The sequence below is a fragment of the Alkalibacterium sp. f15 genome (genome assembly GCF_049389645.1).
GTDB lineage: Bacteria > Bacillota > Bacilli > Lactobacillales > Carnobacteriaceae_A > Alkalibacterium.
The window spans coordinates 111,994-135,024 of record NZ_CP186540.1 but is presented as its reverse complement, the minus strand read 5'-3'; the positions used below and the strand labels follow the sequence as shown (position 1 = coordinate 135,024).

Genomic DNA, 23,031 nt, shown 5'->3' with positions numbered 1-23,031 from the left:
GAAGGATTGAATGTGAGTTTAAGCAAATCAGAATTATTTCAAACTCTCTTGAAACAAATAGGTTTTTCTCCATCACTGGAAGAAGCGGAATGGCTAGAAGATGGAGAAGTGGAATCAGTTACAGTGTATAAGAAACAAAAAAAATGGCACATCACATTGAAATTGACCAACGTACTTCCGTTTTCTTTGTTTCTTTCTTTGAAAAACGCTTTGAAATCATCATTTGATGTTTTGTCTGAGATTGAATTGTCTGTTCAGACGGAAAATCCCGTAGTTACAGAAGAAAAAGTGAAGAACTATTGGAACTATGCTTGTCACCTCAGTGGGGTAGATTCGCCTATCTGCAATAGAACGCTGGCAGAAAGCTACCCAACTATAGAAGGTGATCAATGGGTATTTAAAATTGATCAGGAGCTAGCCAAAGAAAAATATGAAAATGATTTTCTACCCAAAATATCTCAAAGTTATCATCAATTAGGCTTTCCGGCACAATTTAAGATCATGCCTTTGGTTGATACTCATGCACACGAGAAAAGTCTGGAAGAATTTAAACTTCAAAAAGAAGAAGACGATGAGATTCTTGCCCAAGAGTATACGAGGATAGCAGAAATAGCTGAAAAGAAAAAAGAAGATAAGAAAGATTTGAAAACAGATGGTCCGGTCAAGTTAGGCAGACCTATTCCGGCTAATGAAGAAAGCAAACAAATGATTTTGATTGAAGAAGAAGAGCGACGCGTCACACTCGAAGGTTATGTTTTTGATTCAGAAGTTAGAGAACTGCGTTCAGGAAGGAAATTATTGATTTTCAAGATAACTGACTATTCGTCGTCGTTCTCATGCAAACGATTTTCCAATAACGAACAGGATGAAGCTATGTTCGAACGAGTAAAACCTGGGACCTGGCTGAAAGTTAGAGGGAGTATTCAAGAAGACACATTCATGCGTGACCTTGTCGTGAATGTTCAAGACATCACCCAAACGTATCATGCGGAAAGAGAAGACACATATTCCGACGGGGATAAACGAGTAGAACTTCATGCACATACGAACATGAGTCAAATGGATGCTACTCCAAATGCTACAGATTTAGTTGAACAAGCGGCTAAATGGGGACATAAAGCCATCGCAATTACCGACCATGGCGTGGCACAATCCTACCCGGAAGCACACGCTGCCGGCGGAAAAAACAATGTTAAAATTATTTATGGTGTAGAAGCCAATCTTGTGGATGATGGGGTACCTATTGCTTATAATGAATCCGAAGAAAGCTTGGATGATGCAACTTATGTTGTCTTTGATGTAGAAACAACAGGACTTTCAGCAATCTATGATAACATCATTGAATTAGCTGCAGTTAAAATGCATAAAGGTAATGTCGTGGAAGAGTTTCAGGAATTTATTGATCCGGGACATCGGTTGTCAGACACAACTATAAACTTGACAGGAATCACTGACGAAATGGTTCGTGGATCAAAATCAGAAAAAGAAGTGCTGGAACAGTTCAAGGCGTTTTCAGGCGACAGCATTCTGGTTGCTCACAATGCAACCTTTGATATGGGTTTTTTAAACACATCCTACAAGAAGTATGAGATGCCGATGTCCGAAAACTCGGTTATTGACACCCTCGAGTTTTCACGTTTCATTAATCCGACGTTTAAAAGTCATCGATTGAACACCCTGTCTAAACGCTTTAAAGTGAATTTGGAACAGCACCATAGAGCTATTTATGATGCGCAAACGACAGGTCAGTTGCTTTGGATATTTGTTAAAAAAGCGAAGAAAGAATATAATATTGAACGTCATAATGAGCTTAATCAGTATATGGGCGGCGGAGATGCGTATAAAAAGTCTAGACCAAGTCACGTTACGATATGGGCAAAAGACCAAGCGGGATTAAAGAATTTATTCAAGCTTATTTCAGGGTCATTAGTCGATTATTTTTACCGTGTCCCACGCGTTCCACGATCATTTCTTGATAAGTATCGAGAAGGATTGATTATCGCCTCCGGGTGTGCTCAAGGAGAAGTATTTGAGGCCATGATGCAAAGAGGTTATGAAGAGGCTAAGAAAAAAGCATCCTACTATGATTATCTGGAAATCATGCCTAAAGAAGCTTATCAGGATTTAATTAATCGAGAATTAGTTAGAAACAAAGATGATTTAGAAGACATCATAGAGAATATAGTGAAACTCGGTAAAGAACTGAATAAGAAGGTAATAGCAACCGGTAACGTTCATTTTATCCATCCCGAAGATGGGGTTTATCGCGATATACTGCTGGAAACGCAGAACAAGTCTCATGTCAGTCAGCACAAAAATCCCGCGGTCTATTTCCGTACCACGGAGGAGATGTTGGACAGTTTAGCATTTTTAGGTAAAGAGACGGCGGAAGAAGTCGTTATTAAAAATCCGAATGAACTGGTCGACAGTATTGCCGATGATATTACACCGGTCAAACAAGACTTGTATACGCCTAAAATGGAAGGCGCGGAAGAAGAAATCCGTAAGATGAGCTATGATAAAGCCTATGAATTATATGGTGATCCTTTACCGGAAATAATTGAAGCACGCATGGAAAAAGAACTGGACAGTATTATAGGGAATGGATTCTCAGTGATTTATCTCATTTCACAAAAGCTAGTGCATAAAAGTATCGAAGACGGCTACTTAGTCGGTTCAAGGGGGTCGGTCGGGTCCAGCTTTGTAGCGACAATGACAGGAATCACCGAGGTCAACCCTATGCCGCCGCATTACCGCTGTATAGAATGTCAGCACTCAGAATTCTTCACTAACGGAGAAATTGGCTCTGGTTTTGATTTGCCAGAAAAAAAATGTCCGAAATGTTCGGCATCTTTATATAGAGATGGTCAGGATATCCCGTTCGAAACATTTTTAGGGTTTAACGGTGATAAAGTACCGGATATCGATTTAAACTTTTCGGGTGAGTATCAGGCGAGAGCCCATTTATATACTAAAGAATTATTTGGAGAAGATTATGTCTTCCGAGCAGGAACGATAGGAACGATCGCAGATCGAACAGCTTTTGGATATGTCAAAGGTTATGAAAGGGACCACCAGCTAAGTTATCGTTCTGCTGAGGTCGATCGTCTTTCTAAAGGGCTGACTGGTGTCAAACGCACAACAGGACAGCATCCGGGCGGTATCATTGTTATTCCTGATTATATGGATGTTTATGATTTTTCACCGATTCAATATCCGGCTGATGACCGTGAATCTGAATGGAAGACCACTCATTTCGACTTTCATTCGATTCATGATAATGTGTTGAAATTAGATATTCTTGGACACGATGATCCGAGTATGATCCGGATGCTGCAGGATCTATCCGGCATTGACCCGCTGGACATTCCTGTTAACGACCCGGATGTAATGAAACTGTTCAGCGGAACCGAAGTCTTGGGCGTTACAGCGGAACAAATTTTTTCCAAAACAGGAACACTCGGTGTCCCTGAGTTTGGTACACGTTTCGTTAGACAGATGCTGGAACAAACGAACCCAACAACGTTTGCCGAGCTGCTCCAGATTTCAGGTTTATCCCATGGGACAGACGTATGGCTAGGTAATGCGGAAGAGTTGATTAGACAACATAATATCCCCCTTGCAGAAGTGATCGGTTGTCGTGATGATATTATGATATATCTACAACATCAAGGTCTGGAAGACGGTTTAGCCTTTCAAATTATGGAATACGTCAGAAAAGGACGAGGCATTCCTGATGACTGGCAGAAAGAAATGCGAAATAATGATGTGCCAGAATGGTATATTGCATCCTGCTTGAAAATAAAGTATATGTTCCCTAAAGCTCATGCGGCAGCCTATATTTTAATGGCTCTGCGCGTTGCCTACTTTAAAGTGCATCATCCTCTCTACTATTACGCCGCGTATTTTTCTATTCGAGCAAGTGATTTTGATTTAGAAGCGATGTGTAAGGGGAAAGAAGGAATCAAGAGTCGAATGAAAGAAGTTACAGATAAAGGGATGGATGCCTCAACCAAAGAAAAGAATTTGCTGACCGTATTAGAATTAGCAAATGAAATGGTTGAACGTGGCTACGAGTTTAAAATGGTCGATATTGATGAATCGGATGCTAAGAATTTTCTGATTCAAGATAAGGCCTTATTGTCTCCACTCAGAGCTATTCCTTCACTGGGTGTAAGCGTGGCTAATGCCATTGTGGAAGCGAGAAAAGATGGGCCCTTCTTATCGAAAGAAGATGTATCTAGACGAGGAAAAGTTTCAAAAACGATTATGGAATATTTAGAAACAAATAGAGCGCTAGAAGGCTTACCTGACGAAAATCAATTATCGCTGTTTGATCTGTAATTCAAAGGGGTCAATGTTGCGGTGGGTACTCATCTATGGTACACTATTAACGAATCGAGCGAGATAGACTGAGTAAAGAGTGAGCGAATCCGCTCACTCTTTTTCACAGCCTTTATTTAAAATGGAAATTATGAGGCTTAATGTCTGAGAGGAGTGAAGGTGTAATTGAAAACAGTTGAAAAAGTTAAAGAAATATCAAAACCTGTTGCAGCGGACTTAGGTTATGAGTTGGTTGATGTCGAATACGTAAAAGAAGGAAAAAACTGGTTTTTACGTTTATATATCGATAAAAAAGATGGGGTTGGTCTTGATGACTGTGCCTTATTTAGTGAGAAAATAGGGGAAAAATTAGATTCTATTGAACCTGATCCGATACCTTACGCTTACTATCTTGAAGTTTCTTCACCAGGAGCCGAAAGACCACTTCATACAGATAATGATATAAAAAATGCGGTGGATCAATATATAAATATAGTGCTACATGGCGAGATGCAAGGCGAAAAAATCTTTGAAGGCAAATTAAAAGAATGGCATGAGGATTACATTGTTTTAACGGTCAAAGATAAAACAAGACGCAAAGATGTTAAGATTGAAAAAAAACATATAGCTAAGGCTCGATTAGCTATAGAATTTTAAAAGCAAAACGCGCCAAGAATGAGTAAAAGGAGTTAAAATATGAGTAAAGAATTAGCAGCTGCTCTTGAAACTTTAGAAAAAGAAAAAGGTATTTCTAAAGAAATCGTCATTGATGCTTTAGAAGCTGCCCTTATTTCAGCATATAAACGCAATTACGGTACTTCTCAAAATGTTGAAGTTGTTTTCAACGAAAAAAAGGGTACGGTAACTGTTTATCAGGTTAAAGAAGTTGTGGAAGATGTATATGATTCACAATTAGAGGTCAGTATTGAAGATGCACGCGAACGGAATAAAGCTTACGAACTCGGAGATAAAATCAAATTTGTAGTGACTCCGAAAAACTTTGGACGTATTGCCGCTCAAACAGCCAAGCAGGTTATCATGCAGCGATTGAGAGAAGCAGAACGCACAATTATCTATAATGAATACATTGAGTATGAAGATGATTTGATGACCGGTACGGTTGAAAGACAAGACAATAAATTCATCTATATCAATTTAGGTAAAGTCGAAGCGGTATTGTCAAAACGAGACCAAATCGAAAATGAAACCTATCAAACACATGACCGCATCAAAGTTTATGTAAGTAAAGTGGAAAATTCGACTAAAGGACCACAAGTTTTTGTTAGTCGGACACATCCTAACTTGATCAAGCGACTTTTTGAACAGGAAGTTCCTGAAATTTATGACGGCATCGTGGAAATTGTTTCCATCGCACGTGAAGCTGGCGATCGATCCAAAATCGCAGTATTTTCTCGTGATGAAAATGTTGATCCGGTCGGCACGTGTGTTGGACCGAGAGGCTCGCGTGTTCAAGCCATCGTTAATGAATTGAATGGCGAAAATATGGATATTGTGGAATGGGACAAAAACCCTTCTTTATACATTAAAAACGCACTAAATCCAGCTCAAGTTGTCGATGTTCAGTTCGATGACAATCAACATTCGTGTGTCATCGTCGTTCCAGATTATCAACTTTCGTTAGCCATTGGTAAGCGTGGACAAAATGTTCGTTTAGCAGCAAAATTAACCGGATTCAAAATTGATATCAAGTCAGAATCTGACATGGCATCTCTCAAACAGGAGACGGTCATACTGAAAGATGAGTCGTTTTTTGAAGCTTTAAAAGAAGATGATTCAGATGCCACAAATGATCTTGAGTCCATTTCAGAGGAAACTTTGGCGTTTGAAGAAGATGATTCAACAGAAGTTAGTGAGTATGAAGTTGAAAATGTATCGGACGATACGGATTCTACCATGCTAACTGAAGACAGCAATCAAACGGGAGAAGAAGCTCCAATGGAGACAGACTTTGAAGCAGGAGAACTCGATTCTAATGATGCAGAAGATTTAGTTGAATTTGCAGAAAAAAGAGACGACATGGCCGAAGAAGAAATCTCAAAAACTTCTATGGAAGAAATAGAAGAGAAGACTTTTCCAGATGATGAGGAAAAGTTATAATAAAGTGAATAAGGTGAGCAATTATGCAAAAACGTAAGATACCTATGAGAAAATGTATCGTTTCTAGGGAAATGAAACCTAAGAATACAATGGTTCGTATCGTCAAAAACAAAGATGGCATCGTTTCAGTTGATCCAACAGGCAAGCAAAATGGACGAGGCGCCTATATTTCTTTAGACACCGCATTAGTTAAACAAGCAAAAGATAAAAAGTTATTTAACCAAACGCTTAATGCACAAGTGGATGATTCTTTCTATGACGAACTGATAGAATACATTGATTATAAAAAAGCGAGAATGGAAATTGAGAATGAACAATAAAGAACGTGCTTTAAACTTATTAGGATTAACTCAGCGTGCTGGCAAGTTGATCTCTGGTGAAAGTTTAGTTCTTCAATCAATAAGATCTAACAAAGCAAAGTTAGTCTGTTTAGCGTCTGACGCTAGCGACAATGCAACAAAACAATTTTTGAATAAGTGTGAGTATTATGATGTTCCTCTAGTAACAGCATTTACTCGAGAAGAAATTTCTCACGCTTTAGGGAAGGACCGGACAGTATGTGCCCTCATGGATGATGGTTTTATGCATTCCCTTCAAAAATTGCTCTAATTAAGAATGGGAAGGTGATTATATGGGCAAAAAGAGAGTCTACGAATTCGCAAAAGAAAATAACATGGCAAGTAAAGATGTTTTAGAAAAAGCTAAAACTATGGGGTTCAATTTCAGCAGTCATATGGCTGCTATGGAAGATAAAGAGGTTGATCAACTGAAAACAGCAATCAGCCAGAATGCTGCACCAAAAGAGAAACCGGCTATATCCCAAGCAAAACCGGAATCTAAATCACAAGCTAATCAGAACAAACCGGCTTCTACTCAACCGGCAAAAGAAGTCAAAAAATCTGCAGATAGACCTAATCGACCAGCACAAACAACAAATCAGAACAAAAAAACTGAGAGCCAATCTCAGCACAGCAAAGGACAAACCAATATAAATAATAAAAAACCCGGATCACATGCCGCAAAAAAACCAGCAACACAAGAAAATAAAAGTGGAACACCTGAATTACCTAAACGTACAACGGATGAACAGCAAAAACAATCCTTTGAAAACAAAAAAAGACGCAATTCTAGACAACATAGAGGTATACATGGTGGACCAGCAGGTGCAAGAAGACGTAAGGGCAAGAGAAATCAAAAGCCTCAAGTATCTGCTACACCACGTAAGTATAGAGATTTGCCGGAAGTTTTAGAGTATACTGATGGCATTACTATCGCTGAGTTAGCGAAAAAACTGCATCGTGAACCAGCTGAAATCGTCAAAAAACTATTTATGATGGGTGTTATGGCAACCCAAAATCAATCGTTGGATAAAGAGACGGTCGAATTATTAGCTACTGAATACGGTATTGAAACGGAAGAAAAAGTACAAGTTGACTTAACAGACTTTGATACTTTCTTTGAAGAAGCACCTGTAGAAGAAAACATGGTTACTCGTCCTCCAACAGTCACCATCATGGGTCACGTCGACCATGGTAAAACGACCTTATTAGACAGTTTACGTAAAACTAAAGTGACTGAAGGCGAAGCTGGTGGGATCACTCAACATATTGGTGCGTATCAAGTAAAAGTAAATGGTAAAACAATTACTTTCTTAGATACACCTGGTCACGCGGCGTTTACTACTATGCGTGCACGTGGTGCTGACATCACTGATATAGCTATCATTGTGGTCGCTGCTGATGACGGTGTCATGCCTCAAACAGTCGAAGCAATCAACCATGCGAAAGCTGCTGGCGTACCGATAATCGTCGCTGTGAACAAAATAGACAAACCGGGTGCTAATCCTGATCGTGTAATGCAGGAATTAACAGAACATGGTCTGGTTCCAGAAGATTGGGGCGGCGATACGATTTTCGTTCAAATATCGGCTCTCTTAAACAAAAATCTGGATGACTTGCTCGAAATGATTTTACTTGTTGCTGAAGTTGAAGAACTAAAAGCAAATCCTAAACGCTTAGCTATCGGCTCAGTCATCGAAGCTCGTTTAGATAAATCACAAGGTCCAATCGCTACCCTTCTTGTTCAAGAAGGAACGCTTCGTCAAGGTAATCCCATCGTTGTAGGAAATACCTATGGTCGTGTAAGAACGATGACTAACGACAAAGGACGTCGTGTAAAAGAAGCATTACCATCTACACCGATAGAAATTACTGGTTTAAATAATACGCCTCAAGCCGGAGATCGTTTTGTGGTCTTTGAAGATGAAAAAACTGCCAGACAAGTCGGCGAATCAAGAGAAGCTGTTGCAACTGACGCTCAACGTTCGGTCACCAATAAAGTAACATTGGAAAACTTGTTTGATAGTTTAGAAGAAGGCGAATTGAAATCAGTTAACGTTATTATTAAAGGTGATGTCCAAGGTTCTGTTGAAGCATTAGCAGCTAGTTTGGAAAAAATCGAAGTGGAAGGTGTTAAAATCAACATCATTCATACCGGAGTCGGTGCAATTAATGAGAGTGATGTTACATTAGCTTCTGCGAGCTCGGCGATCATCATCGGATTTAACGTAAGACCAACTGTTCAGGCAAATGAAAGTGCCAGCCGTGAAGAGGTTGACATTCGTACGCACCGTATCATCTATAACGCTATCGATGAAATCGAAGCAGCGATGACGGGTATGCTCGATCCTGAATTTGAAGAAAAAGTTACTGGTCAAGCAATGGTTCGCGAAACATATGATGTTTCAAAAGTTGGAACAATTGCCGGATGTCTTGTTACCGACGGTGTAATCAAACGCAGCAGTTCTATTCGTTTGATCCGTAATGGCGTTGTGAAATTTGACGGCGAACTATCAAGTCTAAAACGCTTCAAAGATGACGCGAAAGAAGTTAAAAAAGGATTTGAATGTGGTTTGACGATTGAAGGCTACAATGAAATCGAGCTGGATGATATTATTGAAGCATTTGAAATGGTTGAAATCAAGAAATAAAAAACTAGATCTTAAGGATAGGTGACCAATATGCCTAACTATAGAGTAGGTAGAGTATCTCAGGAAATTCAAAAAGAAGTGACAGATATCTTACGCAAACGTATCCGTGATCCCCGTGTAGACGGTGTTAACGTAACGGGAGTGGAAGTCACTGGTGATTTACAGCAAGCAACGATTTACTATAGTACACTTTCTGAAGATGAAGAAAGTGTAAGTAAAACGCAAACAGGTTTAGATAAAGCGACAGGCTTGATTAGAAAAGAATTAGGTAATCGTCTGTCTCTCTATAAAACACCTGAATTAACGTTTGCACGTGACGAATCTGTTGCCTATGGTAGTAAAATCGATCAACTGTTAAACAAAATAAAAAAAGAGCAAGACGAATAAGTCTATAAGTAGGATTTGAAGTCGTTTTTCTTGTTATAAGAAAAGAAGAGAATCTTTGTTTATTGAACATAGATTCTCTTTTCTTTTGTAAAAAATTTAAATAAAGCACTATCTAGGAGGATACAATGGAAGGGTTATTACCTATATGGAAAGAAAGAGGAATGACAAGTCACGATTGTGTTTTCAAATTAAGAAAAATACTTAATATAAAAAAAATCGGACATTCAGGAACTTTAGACCCCGATGTCGACGGAGTTTTACCAGTAGCAATTGGAAAAGCAACTAAAGTCATCGAGTATATGGTAGATTCGAAGAAGATCTACACAGGCGAAATCACGTTAGGATTTTCGACAACTACAGAAGACAGTTCTGGTGAGATTGTCGAAAAAAAGCCCGTAGATATTAACATTGACGAAGATGATATCGATAATACATTGTCTGAATTCATAGGAGTAATAACCCAAACACCTCCAATGTATTCTGCTGTAAAGGTGAATGGCAGAAGACTGTATGAATATGCGAGAAAAGGGTTAGTTATTGAGAGACCTTCAAGAAAAGTTACTATTTATTCATTCGACCGAACATCTGAAGTAGTGAGAAACATAGATCAAGAGACACTTTCTTTTTCTTTTAAAGTTGTTTGCGGGAAAGGGACGTATGTTAGAACTCTAGCTTTTGATGTAGGAGAAAAATTGGAGAGTCCTTCTCATATGTCCGAATTGACAAGAGAAGCAAGCAGCGGTTTTAAACGAGAAGAAGCGTTAACTTTATCCGAAGTTCAAGTTCTAGTTGATGAAGAACGAATTGAAGAGGCTATTTTCCCTCTTGAAAAAGCATTGAGTCATATGCCAAGCTATGAGTTGAATCCTGAAGAATACATCAAGGTGAAAGACGGGAGCGTTTTAGAGCGTCAAGCCTTCTTAGCAGATGATGATGAGGAAATAGTTTTTTATTACCAAGAAAAAGCTGTGGCGATTTATAAAATCCATCCAACAAAACGTCAGTACATTAAACCTGCAAAAATTTTACGTAATAAATTGGCGGTGTAAGCATGGATATAATTAGAATTCATCATCCTTACAGTAAAGAAGAAATTATCAACGAAGATATTGTATTGGTTTTAGGTTTTTTCGACGGTGTGCACAGGGGACATCAAGCTGTTATCAACAAAGGTGTTGAAATAGCAAAAGATAGAGGATTGAAATGTGCCGTTATGACATTTAATCGCCATCCCGCTTTTGTTTATCGGAGTTTTGATCCCGACAAACACACGTATTTGACGCCTCTTGATCGTAAGGAAGAGATCATAAGAAACCTTGGGGTAGACATTTTATACGAAGTCGATTTCACCGCCAAATTTGGCAGACTGTCTCCTCAGGAATTTGTCGATCAATATATAGTTGACTGGCATGCCAAGATTGTCGTTGCAGGCTTTGATTATACTTATGGGAAAGCGGCACAAGCGAACATGAATACGCTGCATAAGTATGCAAAAAACAGATTCGAAATTGTTACAGTGGATAAAAAAATGGATGAAAAAGATAAAATCAGTTCCACACGAATCCGAAGATACATTAGTGAAGCGAAAATCGATCAGGCAAACGAGTTGCTTGGCTATATTTATGAAACGAGTGGCTTTGTTATTCATGGAGATGCCAGGGGCAGGGAGTTAGGTTATCCTACAGCTAATATCTATCCGCATCCTTATGTCATGGTGCCTAAAAGAGGCGTCTATGCCGTTAAAATGTGGGTCAATAACGAATGGCTAGATGGTATGGCATCTATTGGATACAACCCGACATTTGGTCATCGACCGAGTTATTCGATCGAGGTCCATGTCTTTAATTTCAACGAAGATATTTATGGAGAAGATGTAAAAGTGAAATGGGTCGAATATCTGAGAGATGAAATAAAATTCAATTCTGTTGAGGAATTAATTGAAAGATTGGATCAAGATGAACTGGATGCCAAAGAAAGTTTAGCAAAGGTCAAAATAAATCAGATTTAATTGTTGACAGTAATCATTAGATTTGTTAAATTATAGATGTGTTAGCACTCGACAACTTCGAGTGCTAATTTAATGAAAGCTTACAGAAATAAGGTGTGACATTATTTGTTGCGCTTTAACCTAGCCTCTAGCGATGCAGGACGCATCAAGGAGTGATTTAACATGTTAACAAAGAGACAATTAATAATTCTAGATGCTCTCATTCGACTTTACACATCTACGGGTCAACCGATTGGTTCCAAGACGATTATGATTGAAACGGCTATTGAAGCAAGCTCCGCCACAATTAGAAATGAATTAAGCCAGCTTGAAAAACTGGGTTTCATTCAAAAGACACATTCTTCTTCAGGCAGGATGCCTTCGCTGAAAGGTTATCGTTTCTACATCGATCATCTCATGCAACCTCAAGAAGTTACTCAGGATAAGTTGAAAACGATAAGTGATGTTTTCGGGAATCATGTGGAGCAGATGGATGATATCATGTATCAATCTGCTCAATTATTATCTGATTTAACTCACTATACAGCTATTGTATTGGGGCCGAAAGCTGAATCAAGTCGACTAACTGGTTTCAGATTGCTGGCATTAAATGATAACTACGTGATGGCCATCATCCAAACCGATAAAGGTACGATCGAAAATAAAGTCTTTCGTATGGCTAGAAGCATTCAAGAATCGGATTTGGTTAAGGTCGCGAATATCTTTAATCACCATTTAGTGGGTCATACTTTAACGGAAGTTGCACAAAAATTAAAGCTAGAGATTCCGTTACTCATCAGAAAACATGTGTCTAATGCAACAGAGATGTTTTTATCTATAGAATCTGCACTAAAAGAATCAACTGAATCAAGACATCACATCTCTGGGAAATTAAACATCTTAGATTTTTCTGAGAATATGAACACGCAAAAATTGAAATCATTGTACACCATGCTGGATGACAGTGGTGACTTGTATGCGTTGATCGATCACATCAATGATGATTTCGTCGTTAAAATTGGTGACGAAATTGATCATGAGCTGTTAAAAGAATTCAGTCTGGTTACAAGAACCTATGATGTAAGTAATTATGGGAAAGGGGTCATTGCGATTCTGGGACCGACGAGTATGGCCTATGATGAAACCTTTGGTGTACTGGATGTATTCAGAAAACACTTAACGCATACGTTACTGGAGTTTTATTTAGAATAATAAGGAAATGAGGAAGTATTGTGGAAGAAAAAGAAGAGCAGCGGATGCAAGAAGATGCATACGAAACGTCTCAAGAAGATAGTAACACCGAAGATAGTAACTCCGATGAAGAAACCGTTAAAAGTGACTCATCTGAAGAAACAGAACAAGGTGATCTAGCTAAAGTTCATCAGGAACTGGATGAGATGACTGATCGTTATTTGAGATTACAAGCAGAAGTAGCCAATATCCGCAGGCGCACTCAGCGCGAACGTCAGGATTTATTGCGTTACAGCTCTCAATCATTAGCACAAGAACTTATACCTGCTCTAGATAACTTAGAGCGTGCCTTGAAAATTGAAGCCGACACCGAAGCCGGTAAAAATTTGAAAAAAGGTATTGAAATGGTTTATAATAGTTCCTTGCAAGCTTTTGAAAAAGAGGGTATTGAAATAATCGATCCATTAGGTGAACCGTTCGATCCTAATTTTCACGAGGCTTACACGCAAGTGCCTGCTAATGAAGGCCAGGAAAGTAACGAAGTCGCTCAAGTTTTTGAAAAAGGATATAAACTGCACGATCGCGTATTGCGCGCTGCAAAAGTATCGGTAACACTATAAATACTAAAAAGTAAAGGTGAGATAAATTATGGGAAAAATTATTGGTATAGACTTAGGAACTACAAATTCAGCGGTTGCCGTTTTAGAAGGCGGAGAAGCAAAAATCATTCCTAACAAAGAAGGAAATCGTACGACACCATCTGTTGTGTCATTTAAAAATGGTGAAGTTCAAGTTGGCGAAGTAGCTAAACGTCAGGCAATTACTAACCCTAACACCGTTAGCTCAATTAAACGTCACATGGGCGAAAAATACGAAGTTGATATAGAAGGCAAAAAGTATTCTCCTCAAGAAATCTCTGCATTTATTTTACAACACATCAAAGAATATGCTGAAGATTATTTAGGTGAAAAAGTAACAAATGCCGTTATTACTGTTCCTGCTTACTTCAATGACTCACAACGTCAAGCAACTAAAGATGCAGGTAAAATAGCTGGTCTCGAAGTTGACCGAATCGTTAACGAACCTACAGCAGCATCATTAGCTTACGGTCTTAACACGGTTGAAAAAGATGAAAAAATCCTGGTCTTTGACTTAGGTGGCGGTACATTTGACGTATCGATTCTTGAATTAGGCGACGGTGTATTTGAAGTTCTGGCCACTTCTGGAGACAATCATCTTGGTGGGGACGACTTTGATGCAAAAATCATCGATTATTTGGTCGCTGAATTTAAAAAAGAAAATGGTGTCGATTTATCTAAAGATAAAATGGCAGTACAGCGTCTGAAAGATGCTGCTGAAAAAGCGAAAAAAGACTTATCAGGTGTTTCTCAAACTCAAATCAGCTTACCGTTCATTAGTGCGGGAGAGTCAGGTCCGTTACACTTGGAAATCACATTGACACGTGCCAAATTTGATGAAATCACAGATAGTTTAGTTGAACGTACAAAAAAACCTGTCCGTCAGGCATTAAAAGATGCTGGCTTAAAACAATCAGATATCGACGAAGTTATTCTAGTTGGCGGAACTACACGTATACCAGCTGTTGTTGATACTGTTAAAAAAGAAACCGGCAAAGAGCCTAATCGTTCAGTAAACCCGGATGAAGTTGTTGCTATGGGTGCTGCTATTCAAGGTGGTGTTATTTCAGGTGACGTTAAAGATATCGTCTTACTGGATGTAACTCCATTATCACTAGGTATTGAAACAATGGGTAGTGTGTTTACTAAATTGATCGAGAGAAATACAACAATTCCGACAAGTAAGTCACAAGTCTTCTCAACCGCTGCAGACAATCAACCAGCTGTAGATGTACATGTCTTACAGGGAGAACGTCCAATGGCTAGTGACAATAAAACATTGGGTCGTTTCCAATTAACGGATATTCCACCAGCTCCTCGTGGCGTTCCTCAAATCGAAGTTACTTTTGATATCGATAAAAACGGTATCGTAAATGTATCTGCGAAAGACTTAGGTACGAAAAAAGAACAAAAAATAACAATCAAATCAACGTCTAGTTTATCTGATGAAGATATCGAACGCATGGTAAAAGAAGCTGAAGAAAATGCTGAAGCAGATAAAATACGCAAAGAAGAAGTTGAATTACGTAATGAAGCAGATCAGTTAGTCTTCCAAATCGATAAAACCTTAAAAGACTTAGAAGGTAAAGTTGACGAAGCTGACATTAAAAAATCTGAAGAAGCACGTGATGAACTAAAAGCAGCTTTAGAAAAAGATGACACTGAGGACATCAAAACGAAACGTGACGCATTAAACGAAATCGTTCAGGAAATGTCAGTGAAATTATATGAACAAGCAGCTGCAGAACAAAGTGAAGGCGAACAAGCTGGTGAATCAACAGATGCTGATTCTTCAGAAGATGTCGTAGACGCAGACTTTGAAGAAGTAGACGACGAAAAATAATAGAAGTTAGATATCCAAAAGGAGAAAGCACTTATTCTTAGTTTTCAACAAGTGCTTTCTTTCTTTTTGGTATCCAACTGTCTGTTACTGCTATAGTTGAACAGATATTATAGCCTAATTGATTACAATGATGGAGGAATAAAATGGCTGGAAAAGAAGATTTTTATGACCTACTTGGCGTTTCTAGAGATGCTTCTCAAGAAGAAATAAAAAAAGCGTACCGAAAACTATCGAAAAAATATCATCCGGATATAAACAAAGAATCAAATGCGGATGATAAATTCAAAGGAATTTCTGAAGCTTACGAAGTGTTAGGTGATGAACAAAAGCGAGCTGCTTACGACCAGTACGGTCATGCTGCTACTGATCCTAACTTTGGCGCAGGTGGCGGCTTCGGAGGATCAGCTGGAGGATTTGGTGGCGGTGGCTTCGAAGACATCTTTGACCAATTTTTTGGCGGCGGTGGCGGCGGACGACGAAGAAGTCCTAACGCACCCCGTCAAGGGGAAGATTTACAGTACATGATGGATTTAGAGTTCGAAGAAGCTATTTTCGGAAAAGAAACTACTATTCGGTTCAATCGTGAAGAAGCATGTAAAAACTGTGAAGGAAGCGGAGCCAAACCTGGAACAAGTCCACAAACCTGTTCAAAATGTCATGGTGCAGGAGCCGTTAACGTGGAAAGAAATACACCATTTGGTCGTGTCATGACGCAACAAGTGTGTCCGACATGTAATGGTACTGGTAAAGAGATAAAAGAAGAATGCCCCGTCTGCCATGGCGAAGGACATACAAAACAGCAGAATTCAGTTAAAGTCACTGTCCCTGCCGGTGTTGAAGATGGCAATCAAATGCGTTTACAAAACCAAGGTGATGTAGGCGCAAATAATGGACCTTACGGAGATCTATATGTCATATTTAGAGTGAAAACTTCTAAAATATTTGATCGTCGAGGGTCAGAAATTTACTATGAATTACCGATCAATATGGTACAAGCCACACTTGGTGACGAGTTGGAAGTACCTACAGTGCATGGTAAAGTTAAATTTAAAATTCCTGCTGGAACGCAGCCAGGAACGACCTTCCGTTTGAGAGGCAAAGGCGCACCAAGACTTAGAGGAACCGGAAACGGGGATCAACATATCAAGATCAAGGTCGTTGTACCGGATACATTAACGGAAGATCAAGCCGATCATTTAAGAAAATTTGCGGAAGCCAGCGACTACAATGATGTAGTGGAGCAAGGAGACAGTTCATTTTTTTCGAAAGTAAAAGATGCCTTTAAAGACAAAAGGTAATAAGGTATGCGAAGAAATTTTGCTTTTACCTGAAAGCTTTTGCTTTAATGGTCTCTTGAAACAGTATGTGTTGATTGAAGCGTTATACAACGTCAACACGTTATGATCATAAAAACATTTAAAAGAAGGGACATATTTTCATCAAACAAGATGAAAAGTCCCTTCTTTTTGTCTTTTTGAAAGTAATTGTACTCTGGTCTAATCGTTGGTATAATAGTAAGGAATGTTTTTAGAGGAATGAGGAAACAGAAGAATGGATAAAAAAATAGCACGCGCACGACAGAAGCAAATCAGGAACTTTTCTATTATTGCACATATCGATCACGGTAAATCGACACTTGCCGATCGTATTCTGCAGTTAACTCATACTGTGGCCGATCGGGAAATGCAGGATCAATTACTTGATTCCATGGATTTAGAGAGAGAACGTGGGATCACTATTAAATTAAACACTGTAGAAGTAATCTACAAAGCTAAAGATGGCGAAACATATATCCTGCACCTGATCGATACTCCAGGACACGTGGATTTCACGTATGAAGTGTCTAGAAGTTTAGCTGCTTGTGAAGGAGCTATATTGGTTGTGGATGCGGCACAAGGTGTGGAAGCACAGACCCTGGCCAACGTTTATTTAGCATTAGAAAACGACCTTGAAATTTTACCGGTCATCAATAAAATCGACTTACCCGCGGCTGATCCTGAGCGAGTCCGTAAAGAGATAGAAGACGTGGTTGGACTCGATGCCTCCGATGCTATATTATCAAGTGCAAAAACGGGTGTAGGCATTGAAGATATCTTGGAACAAATCGTACAGAAAGTACCTGCTCCTGAAGGAGATATCGATAATCCGCTAAAAGCCCTTATATTTGATTCCGCCTATGATGCCTATAGAGGTGTTGTCTTAAGTATTCGCGTTATGGAGGGGGTACTCAAAAAAGGTGATACCATCAAAACGATGAGTAATGATAATACCTTTGAAGTAACTGAAGTCGGTATCTTTTCACCTAAGCCGATCGAACGTGATTATTTGATGGTTGGTGATGTAGGGTATGTCACAGCCAATATTAAAACGGTTCGTGATACACGAGTCGGGGATACGTTAACATTAGCTAATAATCCGACTGATAAAGCTCTGCCTGGATATCGTCATTTGAATCCTATGGTTTTTTGTGGGATGTATCCGACCGACTCTGCTAAATACGGAGATTTAGGTGAAGCGCTTGAACGTTTGCAGCTAAATGATGCTGCACTCCAATACGAAGCGGAAACGTCACAGGCGCTAGGATTTGGCTTCCGTTGTGGCTTTTTAGGTATGCTCCACATGGATGTCATTCAAGAGCGACTCGAACGCGAATTCAATTTAGAGTTGATTACAACAGCACCTTCAGTTATTTATAGAATAAACAAAACAGATGGCGAGTCCATCATGGTATCCAATCCGTCAGAAATGCCTGAACCTCAGCAGATCGAATCAGTCGAAGAACCATATGTAAAAGCAACCATCACCGTCCCGAATGAATACGTGGGTGCTGTCATGGAAATTTCTCAACGTAAACGTGGCGAATTTCTCACAATGGACTACCTTGATGATATTAGAGTGAATGTCGTCTATAATATTCCACTTTCAGAAATTGTCTATGATTTCTTTGATCGATTGAAATCCAGCACAAAAGGCTATGCTTCTCTGGATTATAAAGAATCTGGATACCGTTTAAGTAACCTGGTGAAATTGGATATCCTCATTCATGGCGAGCCAGTGGATGCACTGAGTTTCATCGTGCATAAAGACTTTTCACAGTCTCGTGGACGTTCAGTTGTTGAACAGTTGAAAAAGACCATTCCGAGACAGCAGTTTGAGGTTCCGATCCAGGCAACGATCGGTCAGAATATTATTGCTCGTTCAACAGTAAAAGCTTACCGTAAAGACGTGACAGCTAAACTGTACGGCGGAGACGTCACCCGTCGACAAAAACTCCTGAAGAAACAAAAAGCAGGTAAAAAACGCATGAAGAATGTGGGTAGTGTGGAAATTCCACAAGAAGCCTTTATGGCTGTTCTTAACTTAGATGAAGACTAAACGTTGATATGACAACACATTCAACATTGCATTAACCTCATAAATAGTAAACTTCCATCATTTTGCCATCATTAGACGGCGGATGATGGAAGTTTTTTTATTTCATCAGGTTTTCAAACAGATCAACAGTTTCTTTCCTCGTCTTTTTAGTGATGTGAGAATAGGTGTCCATCGTCGTGCTAATCCTCGAGTGGCCCAGGCGTTCCTGGATGGCTTTTATTTTTGCGCCGCTCTCAAGTAAGAGAGACGCATGCGTGTGACGGAATGAATGGAAGTTAAAATCAATACCCATTTCTTTTTTTGTTTTTTCTGCATGCCACTTTATTGAGTTAGGTGTAACGAGATGTCCGTTTTCTTTGGTGCAAATGTACTCACTATCGGTGTAATGCTGGCCATAGAATAATTTGTTCTCCAATTGACGTTTGCGATGCTGTCTTAATACAGTGGCTAACTCGTCTCCGATGCCAATGGTTCGGTAGGATGATTGCGTCTTAGGCGTGCCAACTTCAACCTCTTTTTTCTTCATGATGATGATTCGTTCTACTGTGAGCGACTGTTCTTCATAGTCAAAATCACTCCATCTTAATCCACAAACTTCACCGCGTCGTAATCCAGTATAGAAAGCGATCATCATCGGTATATAGAACGGACTAGACTGGCCAACAACGTCCTTCATCTTTTTGAAATCACTCACTTTAATAATTTTTAAATCTTCTTTAGTGGTTTGACTACGCTCATCATACTTAGGCATAGTGATGAAGCGTGTCGGATCCTGTTTAACGTATTGATACGGAAAGACCGCACGTCTAAAGGCGCCATTGAGGACAGTTTTGATAATAGAGAGTGTTTTCTTAGATAATCCTTTTTCAAAATTGCTATCAATGACTTTTTGAACGGCAGAGGGCTGAATGCTTCTTAAACGGTAACCACCGATGTAAGGATAAATATGTTTTTTTAGTATGTTCCGATAGTTTTCCTGAGTGTTGTACTTCAAATTTCGCATGACATAATCTTCAAACCAGTATTCAAAATAATCATGCACGCTTAAATTAGATTCATCAACGATAGAGCCAGATTTGTCATATTCATTTAACGCCTTCCTTAATGCCTCTAGAGCCTCAGCTTTCGTTCTCCCGCCAGCTCGTTCAATCACTCTACGTTTACCGTCAATAGGAGCAGCATCGAAGAAATAATACCAACGGGTTCCTCTTTTTCGAACAGATCCTTTCATCAGTTATCACTCCTTTTATAAATAGGGTAGGGGATTTGAACATGCAGCTGATTCTCTTTCGTGTCCAGGTAGACATCCATCGCATCAGTCAAACAGATGTCCGGATACAAGGTCCCGAATGTTTTGATTCGTTCCCAGTCTTTGTAGGTCGTTTCTTCATCTTTGTAGCGTCTCAATTTCAAATGTACATAGCCCTCATAGTAGAAAGCAAATAGTGAAAAAGCGTGATCAATATCAAAAGTCCTGATTTGGTAGGCTCCGGTCTTTTTCGTACTTTTGAGTACAAAGTCCGATTCATAGGTCGTCATATCGACTATAAACATGTTTTTTCCTCTTTTCTCGTACTTTTTGGCTAAAAATCCGAACGAGTGTTCTTTTCATGTGTAAAAAATTAAAGCCTACAAGGGCTTATAACACAAAAAACAAATGTTATTGTATTCCGTTTCACAAGTGCTATTAAAAAATAGAGGCATCGGTTATGTCCGGCAGTCCGTAAAGTCTTTCTAATTCTTTAGCGGTGCTTGGAATGTGACCGTAAGTATCTATGTACAGCTGTTCGAGAAGTTCTTTCGCGAATAAGTGCGCATCTTTCTCTGATACTTCAGCAGAGCAGAGAGCGAAATACAATTCATACGCTAATATGAAATACCGTTCGTTCTTTTCTTTCAATAGACTGTTTAATATAATGACTGGTTTATATATTCCTTTCACTTGCTTACTTGAAAAAGTATCCCCGGAATCTAGATATCGAATATCTATGTTCATTTTACTGAACAACTCAAACGGGTTTGTTGATCCGTAAGTAGCATGCAGTTTATTAACTTTATCTACATAGCTACTCATGGTTGATCACGTTTTTCTTCTTTTTGTTCCCAGAAAATAGCTTCAATGACACGTAATAACTGTTGTCTATCTTCATTGCTTAATTTCTCCCCTCTGTATTCTAAATCATCATTTAACTTTAGCACCCTTTCCAGATCCGTAACATCTTTCGTAGATGCCCACTTAGGAACATCTCTTCCTAATAAATAATCAGTGGATACTTCTAACACATCAGCTAGTTTAGAAAGCGTATCGGTATCAGGGTAACGATTCCCACTTTCATAACCGGATATACTGACATTTGATACACCGATTCGTTTGGATAAATCTTTTTGAGACCATTTTTTTTGTTGTCTAATTTGTTTTAATCTTGCTCCAAAAGCTGACATGTTAACCCCTCCGATATATTAATTATAGTTTAACCATACGTTAAAACAACAGAATTTAACTAAATGTGAAATATTTCTGGTTTATCAGTTGACATTTAACTCTGAGTTAACTATACTATGGTTAACCAGTAGTTAAAGGAGGTGGAAATAGATGCCGAAAGAGTCGCTAGAAAGATTAAAGGGTTTGAGGTTAGATAAAGGAGAAACGTTGAAGGAAGTTGCTGAAAGTATTAGCATTTCAACAGAATATTATTGGATGCTAGAAAACGGGAAGAGGAAATTGAGTTATGAGTTAGCAGTTAAAATTGCTAATCACTTCCACAAAACGCCGGATGATATTTTTTTGAGTTTGGAATTAACCACAAGTTAACTTTACCGATATGTCAACAATTAATCCACACGCTAAGTACGAAATAAGGAGGAGAACCAATGACTTCATACGACATCTCACGAGAATTGCAAGCGGCGACCATACGCCAAAACCTTACTCAAATGGATATAGCCCGAAAGACGCATCGGACCAAATCCACTGTCAACGGTTATTTCAACGGACAACATGCTCCGATAGATGCAGTCGCACACATCGCTCTTTGCCTGGACGATTCGATATTCTCCCAGGACATGGCAAACAAAGTATTCGGGACGTTACCGGCAATGGATTCAAGCACGTATGAATTAAGTGTTCATAGCATTGATTACATCGTCATCGTAGAAGAAAGCGAACGGCAGCAAAAGAAAAACCAAGCCATGATAGCACTGACCAAGAATAAAGACACGCTGACAGAGAATGACAGAGACGTGATCTTGAAATACGCACTCGATTATCTGGATGAAGTCTTTATCGAAACAAGTTCTATCATCTCGATATTAGACAAATTGAACATATCGCTTAGAAAAGCAGTGAACGAACGCACGCCACATTGGAAAGCCAAAAAGTATTTAAGAGGAGAGAGATAAATGGATTTAAAAACTTATGTTTTTGAACAGCAAGAAGTAAGGATGATAGAACAGAACAATGAACCATGGTTTGTAGGTATAGACGTTGCTGACATATTAGGGTATTCAAACTCAAGCAAGGCAGTTATGACCCATGTAGATGAAGAAGATAAACGGATGGACAAAATACCACATTCCCAAAATGGGAACTTGGTTTCAAACACCTATTTAATAAACGAATCTGGATTGTATAGCCTAATACTGAAATCGAAATTAGATAGTGCTAAGAAATTTAAACGCTGGGTAACAAGTGAAGTTCTGCCAGCAATCAGAAAACATGGCGGATATCTCACAGATACCAAAATTGAAGAAGCTTTAATGAATCCAGACACATTGATCCAACTAGCTACTCAACTAAAGAATGAACGCTTTGAAAAAGAAAGAGCACTTATCCAACTAAAAGAACAAGAACCGCAAGTTGTCTTTGCTCGAACTGTTGAAGTGTCTCAAAATTCAGTCGCTATCAAAGTTTTAGCAACTATTTTAAAGCAAAACGGAATAAAAGTGGGTCAAAACAGACTATTCCAATGGTTAAGAGATAATAAATTCCTTTCTTCGAGAATGGGAAATTCTTGGAACTTACCTACTCAAAGAGCAATGGACATGGAGTTGTTCGAATTAAAACCAAACACTTACTTCCATAACTACGGGACGCCAGAAACGAAATACACACCGGTAGTTACAGGCAAAGGGCAAATTTATTTTGTAAATAGATTTATAAAAATAGAACAGGAGGCTTAAA

The 23,031-nt window shown here is 39.0% G+C and carries 21 protein-coding genes; 17 read left to right on the top strand and 4 right to left on the bottom strand.

Features of this window, described 5'->3' with window-relative positions; translation table 11 throughout:
* Positions 1-12 precede the first annotated feature (12 nt).
* The 14 genes from ACO1PF_RS00745 (at position 13) to lepA (ending at position 18,851) form a co-directional block, all read left to right on the top strand.
* Complete coding sequence (locus ACO1PF_RS00745; RefSeq protein WP_423189475.1) at positions 13-4,344, top strand: PolC-type DNA polymerase III; 4,332 nt, start codon at positions 13-15, stop codon at positions 4,342-4,344.
* A gap of 165 nt (positions 4,345-4,509) precedes the next feature.
* Positions 4,510-4,980, top strand: a complete 471-nt coding sequence (gene rimP / locus ACO1PF_RS00740) for a ribosome maturation factor RimP (protein ID WP_423189474.1) — start codon at positions 4,510-4,512, stop codon at positions 4,978-4,980.
* A gap of 39 nt (positions 4,981-5,019) precedes the next feature.
* Positions 5,020-6,441, top strand: coding sequence for a transcription termination factor NusA (gene nusA / locus ACO1PF_RS00735; protein ID WP_423189473.1), 1,422 nt, complete (start codon positions 5,020-5,022; stop codon positions 6,439-6,441).
* Between the two features lie 23 nt (positions 6,442-6,464).
* Positions 6,465-6,761 (top strand): RNase P modulator RnpM, encoded by a 297-nt coding sequence (rnpM, locus tag ACO1PF_RS00730; RefSeq protein ID WP_423189472.1) that lies wholly within the window; start codon positions 6,465-6,467, stop codon positions 6,759-6,761.
* Positions 6,751-7,050, top strand: a complete 300-nt coding sequence (locus tag ACO1PF_RS00725) for a YlxQ-related RNA-binding protein (protein WP_423189471.1) — start codon at positions 6,751-6,753, stop codon at positions 7,048-7,050. Before rnpM ends, ACO1PF_RS00725 begins: the two co-directional genes overlap by 11 nt.
* A 22-nt stretch (positions 7,051-7,072) precedes the next feature.
* Positions 7,073-9,430, top strand: a complete 2,358-nt coding sequence (gene infB, locus ACO1PF_RS00720; protein ID WP_423189470.1) for a translation initiation factor IF-2 — start codon at positions 7,073-7,075, stop codon at positions 9,428-9,430.
* A gap of 30 nt (positions 9,431-9,460) precedes the next feature.
* Positions 9,461-9,817: a 30S ribosome-binding factor RbfA gene (gene rbfA / locus ACO1PF_RS00715; protein WP_423189469.1), complete on the top strand. Its 357-nt coding sequence runs from the start codon at positions 9,461-9,463 to the stop codon at positions 9,815-9,817.
* A 125-nt stretch (positions 9,818-9,942) separates the two neighbouring features.
* Entirely contained in the window at positions 9,943-10,866 is a 924-nt protein-coding gene (truB, locus tag ACO1PF_RS00710; protein ID WP_423189468.1) for a tRNA pseudouridine(55) synthase TruB, read from the top strand.
* A gap of 2 nt (positions 10,867-10,868) precedes the next feature.
* Positions 10,869-11,825 carry a bifunctional riboflavin kinase/FAD synthetase gene (locus tag ACO1PF_RS00705; protein WP_423189467.1) on the top strand — a complete coding sequence of 319 codons (957 nt, stop codon included), beginning with the start codon at positions 10,869-10,871 and terminating at the stop codon, positions 11,823-11,825.
* Positions 11,826-11,987: 162 nt separating this feature from the next.
* On the top strand, positions 11,988-13,016 hold the full coding sequence (gene hrcA / locus ACO1PF_RS00700) for a heat-inducible transcriptional repressor HrcA (RefSeq protein ID WP_423189466.1): 1,029 nt from the start codon (positions 11,988-11,990) through the stop codon (positions 13,014-13,016).
* 20 nt (positions 13,017-13,036) lie between these two features.
* Entirely contained in the window at positions 13,037-13,615 is a 579-nt protein-coding gene (gene grpE / locus ACO1PF_RS00695; RefSeq protein WP_423189465.1) for a nucleotide exchange factor GrpE, read from the top strand.
* A 28-nt stretch (positions 13,616-13,643) separates the two neighbouring features.
* A complete protein-coding gene (gene dnaK / locus ACO1PF_RS00690) occupies positions 13,644-15,476 on the top strand; it encodes a molecular chaperone DnaK (protein ID WP_423189464.1) in 1,833 nt (610 codons plus the stop codon).
* Between the two features lie 143 nt (positions 15,477-15,619).
* Positions 15,620-16,774 carry a molecular chaperone DnaJ gene (dnaJ, locus tag ACO1PF_RS00685; RefSeq protein ID WP_423189463.1) on the top strand — a complete coding sequence of 385 codons (1,155 nt, stop codon included), beginning with the start codon at positions 15,620-15,622 and terminating at the stop codon, positions 16,772-16,774.
* A 253-nt stretch (positions 16,775-17,027) separates the two neighbouring features.
* Complete coding sequence (lepA, locus tag ACO1PF_RS00680) at positions 17,028-18,851, top strand: translation elongation factor 4 (protein ID WP_423189462.1); 1,824 nt, start codon at positions 17,028-17,030, stop codon at positions 18,849-18,851.
* 97 nt (positions 18,852-18,948) lie between these two features.
* Here the strand turns inward: lepA and ACO1PF_RS00675 are convergent, their stop codons facing one another.
* The 4 genes from ACO1PF_RS00675 to ACO1PF_RS00660 all read right to left on the bottom strand — a co-directional run bounded on the left by ACO1PF_RS00675 (position 18,949) and on the right by ACO1PF_RS00660 (position 21,293).
* Entirely contained in the window at positions 18,949-20,082 is a 1,134-nt protein-coding gene (locus ACO1PF_RS00675) for a tyrosine-type recombinase/integrase (protein WP_423189461.1), read from the bottom strand.
* Positions 20,082-20,405, bottom strand: coding sequence for a hypothetical protein (locus tag ACO1PF_RS00670; RefSeq protein ID WP_423189460.1), 324 nt, complete (start codon positions 20,403-20,405; stop codon positions 20,082-20,084). Before ACO1PF_RS00670 ends, ACO1PF_RS00675 begins: the two co-directional genes overlap by 1 nt.
* A 133-nt stretch (positions 20,406-20,538) precedes the next feature.
* Positions 20,539-20,925: a hypothetical protein gene (locus tag ACO1PF_RS00665; RefSeq protein ID WP_423189459.1), complete on the bottom strand. Its 387-nt coding sequence runs from the start codon at positions 20,923-20,925 to the stop codon at positions 20,539-20,541.
* Positions 20,922-21,293 (bottom strand): helix-turn-helix domain-containing protein, encoded by a 372-nt coding sequence (locus tag ACO1PF_RS00660; protein ID WP_423189458.1) that lies wholly within the window; start codon positions 21,291-21,293, stop codon positions 20,922-20,924. Before ACO1PF_RS00660 ends, ACO1PF_RS00665 begins: the two co-directional genes overlap by 4 nt.
* 151 nt (positions 21,294-21,444) lie before the next feature.
* Between ACO1PF_RS00660 and ACO1PF_RS00655 the strand changes: the two genes are divergently transcribed.
* From ACO1PF_RS00655 to ACO1PF_RS00645, 3 genes are read left to right on the top strand one after another with little or no spacing between them, the layout of a single operon-like run.
* Complete coding sequence (locus tag ACO1PF_RS00655; protein ID WP_423189457.1) at positions 21,445-21,663, top strand: helix-turn-helix transcriptional regulator; 219 nt, start codon at positions 21,445-21,447, stop codon at positions 21,661-21,663.
* A gap of 59 nt (positions 21,664-21,722) precedes the next feature.
* Positions 21,723-22,250, top strand: coding sequence for a helix-turn-helix domain-containing protein (locus tag ACO1PF_RS00650; protein ID WP_423189456.1), 528 nt, complete (start codon positions 21,723-21,725; stop codon positions 22,248-22,250).
* On the top strand, positions 22,251-23,030 hold the full coding sequence (locus ACO1PF_RS00645) for a phage antirepressor (protein WP_423189455.1): 780 nt from the start codon (positions 22,251-22,253) through the stop codon (positions 23,028-23,030).
* Position 23,031: the final 1 nt, after the last annotated feature.

Excerpts from the sequence above, each read along its gene's own strand:
- dnaJ (WP_423189463.1), top strand. The coding sequence starts at position 15,620 with ATGGCTGGAAAAGAAGATTTTTATGACCTACTTGGCGTTTCTAGAGAT.
- ACO1PF_RS00725 (WP_423189471.1), top strand. The coding sequence starts at position 6,751 with ATGAACAATAAAGAACGTGCTTTAAACTTATTAGGATTAACTCAGCGT.
- ACO1PF_RS00665 (WP_423189459.1), bottom strand. The coding sequence starts at position 20,925 with ATGAGTAGCTATGTAGATAAAGTTAATAAACTGCATGCTACTTACGGA.
- rbfA (WP_423189469.1), top strand. The coding sequence starts at position 9,461 with ATGCCTAACTATAGAGTAGGTAGAGTATCTCAGGAAATTCAAAAAGAA.
- nusA (WP_423189473.1), top strand. The coding sequence starts at position 5,020 with ATGAGTAAAGAATTAGCAGCTGCTCTTGAAACTTTAGAAAAAGAAAAA.
- ACO1PF_RS00675 (WP_423189461.1), bottom strand. The coding sequence starts at position 20,082 with ATGAAAGGATCTGTTCGAAAAAGAGGAACCCGTTGGTATTATTTCTTC.
- ACO1PF_RS00645 (WP_423189455.1), top strand. The coding sequence starts at position 22,251 with ATGGATTTAAAAACTTATGTTTTTGAACAGCAAGAAGTAAGGATGATA.
- truB (WP_423189468.1), top strand. The coding sequence starts at position 9,943 with ATGGAAGGGTTATTACCTATATGGAAAGAAAGAGGAATGACAAGTCAC.
- hrcA (WP_423189466.1), top strand. The coding sequence starts at position 11,988 with ATGTTAACAAAGAGACAATTAATAATTCTAGATGCTCTCATTCGACTT.
- ACO1PF_RS00650 (WP_423189456.1), top strand. The coding sequence starts at position 21,723 with ATGACTTCATACGACATCTCACGAGAATTGCAAGCGGCGACCATACGC.
- dnaK (WP_423189464.1), top strand. The coding sequence starts at position 13,644 with ATGGGAAAAATTATTGGTATAGACTTAGGAACTACAAATTCAGCGGTT.
- rnpM (WP_423189472.1), top strand. The coding sequence starts at position 6,465 with ATGCAAAAACGTAAGATACCTATGAGAAAATGTATCGTTTCTAGGGAA.
- infB (WP_423189470.1), top strand. The coding sequence starts at position 7,073 with ATGGGCAAAAAGAGAGTCTACGAATTCGCAAAAGAAAATAACATGGCA.
- ACO1PF_RS00705 (WP_423189467.1), top strand. The coding sequence starts at position 10,869 with ATGGATATAATTAGAATTCATCATCCTTACAGTAAAGAAGAAATTATC.
- ACO1PF_RS00655 (WP_423189457.1), top strand. The coding sequence starts at position 21,445 with ATGCCGAAAGAGTCGCTAGAAAGATTAAAGGGTTTGAGGTTAGATAAA.
- ACO1PF_RS00660 (WP_423189458.1), bottom strand. The coding sequence starts at position 21,293 with ATGTCAGCTTTTGGAGCAAGATTAAAACAAATTAGACAACAAAAAAAA.
- ACO1PF_RS00670 (WP_423189460.1), bottom strand. The coding sequence starts at position 20,405 with ATGTTTATAGTCGATATGACGACCTATGAATCGGACTTTGTACTCAAA.
- lepA (WP_423189462.1), top strand. The coding sequence starts at position 17,028 with ATGGATAAAAAAATAGCACGCGCACGACAGAAGCAAATCAGGAACTTT.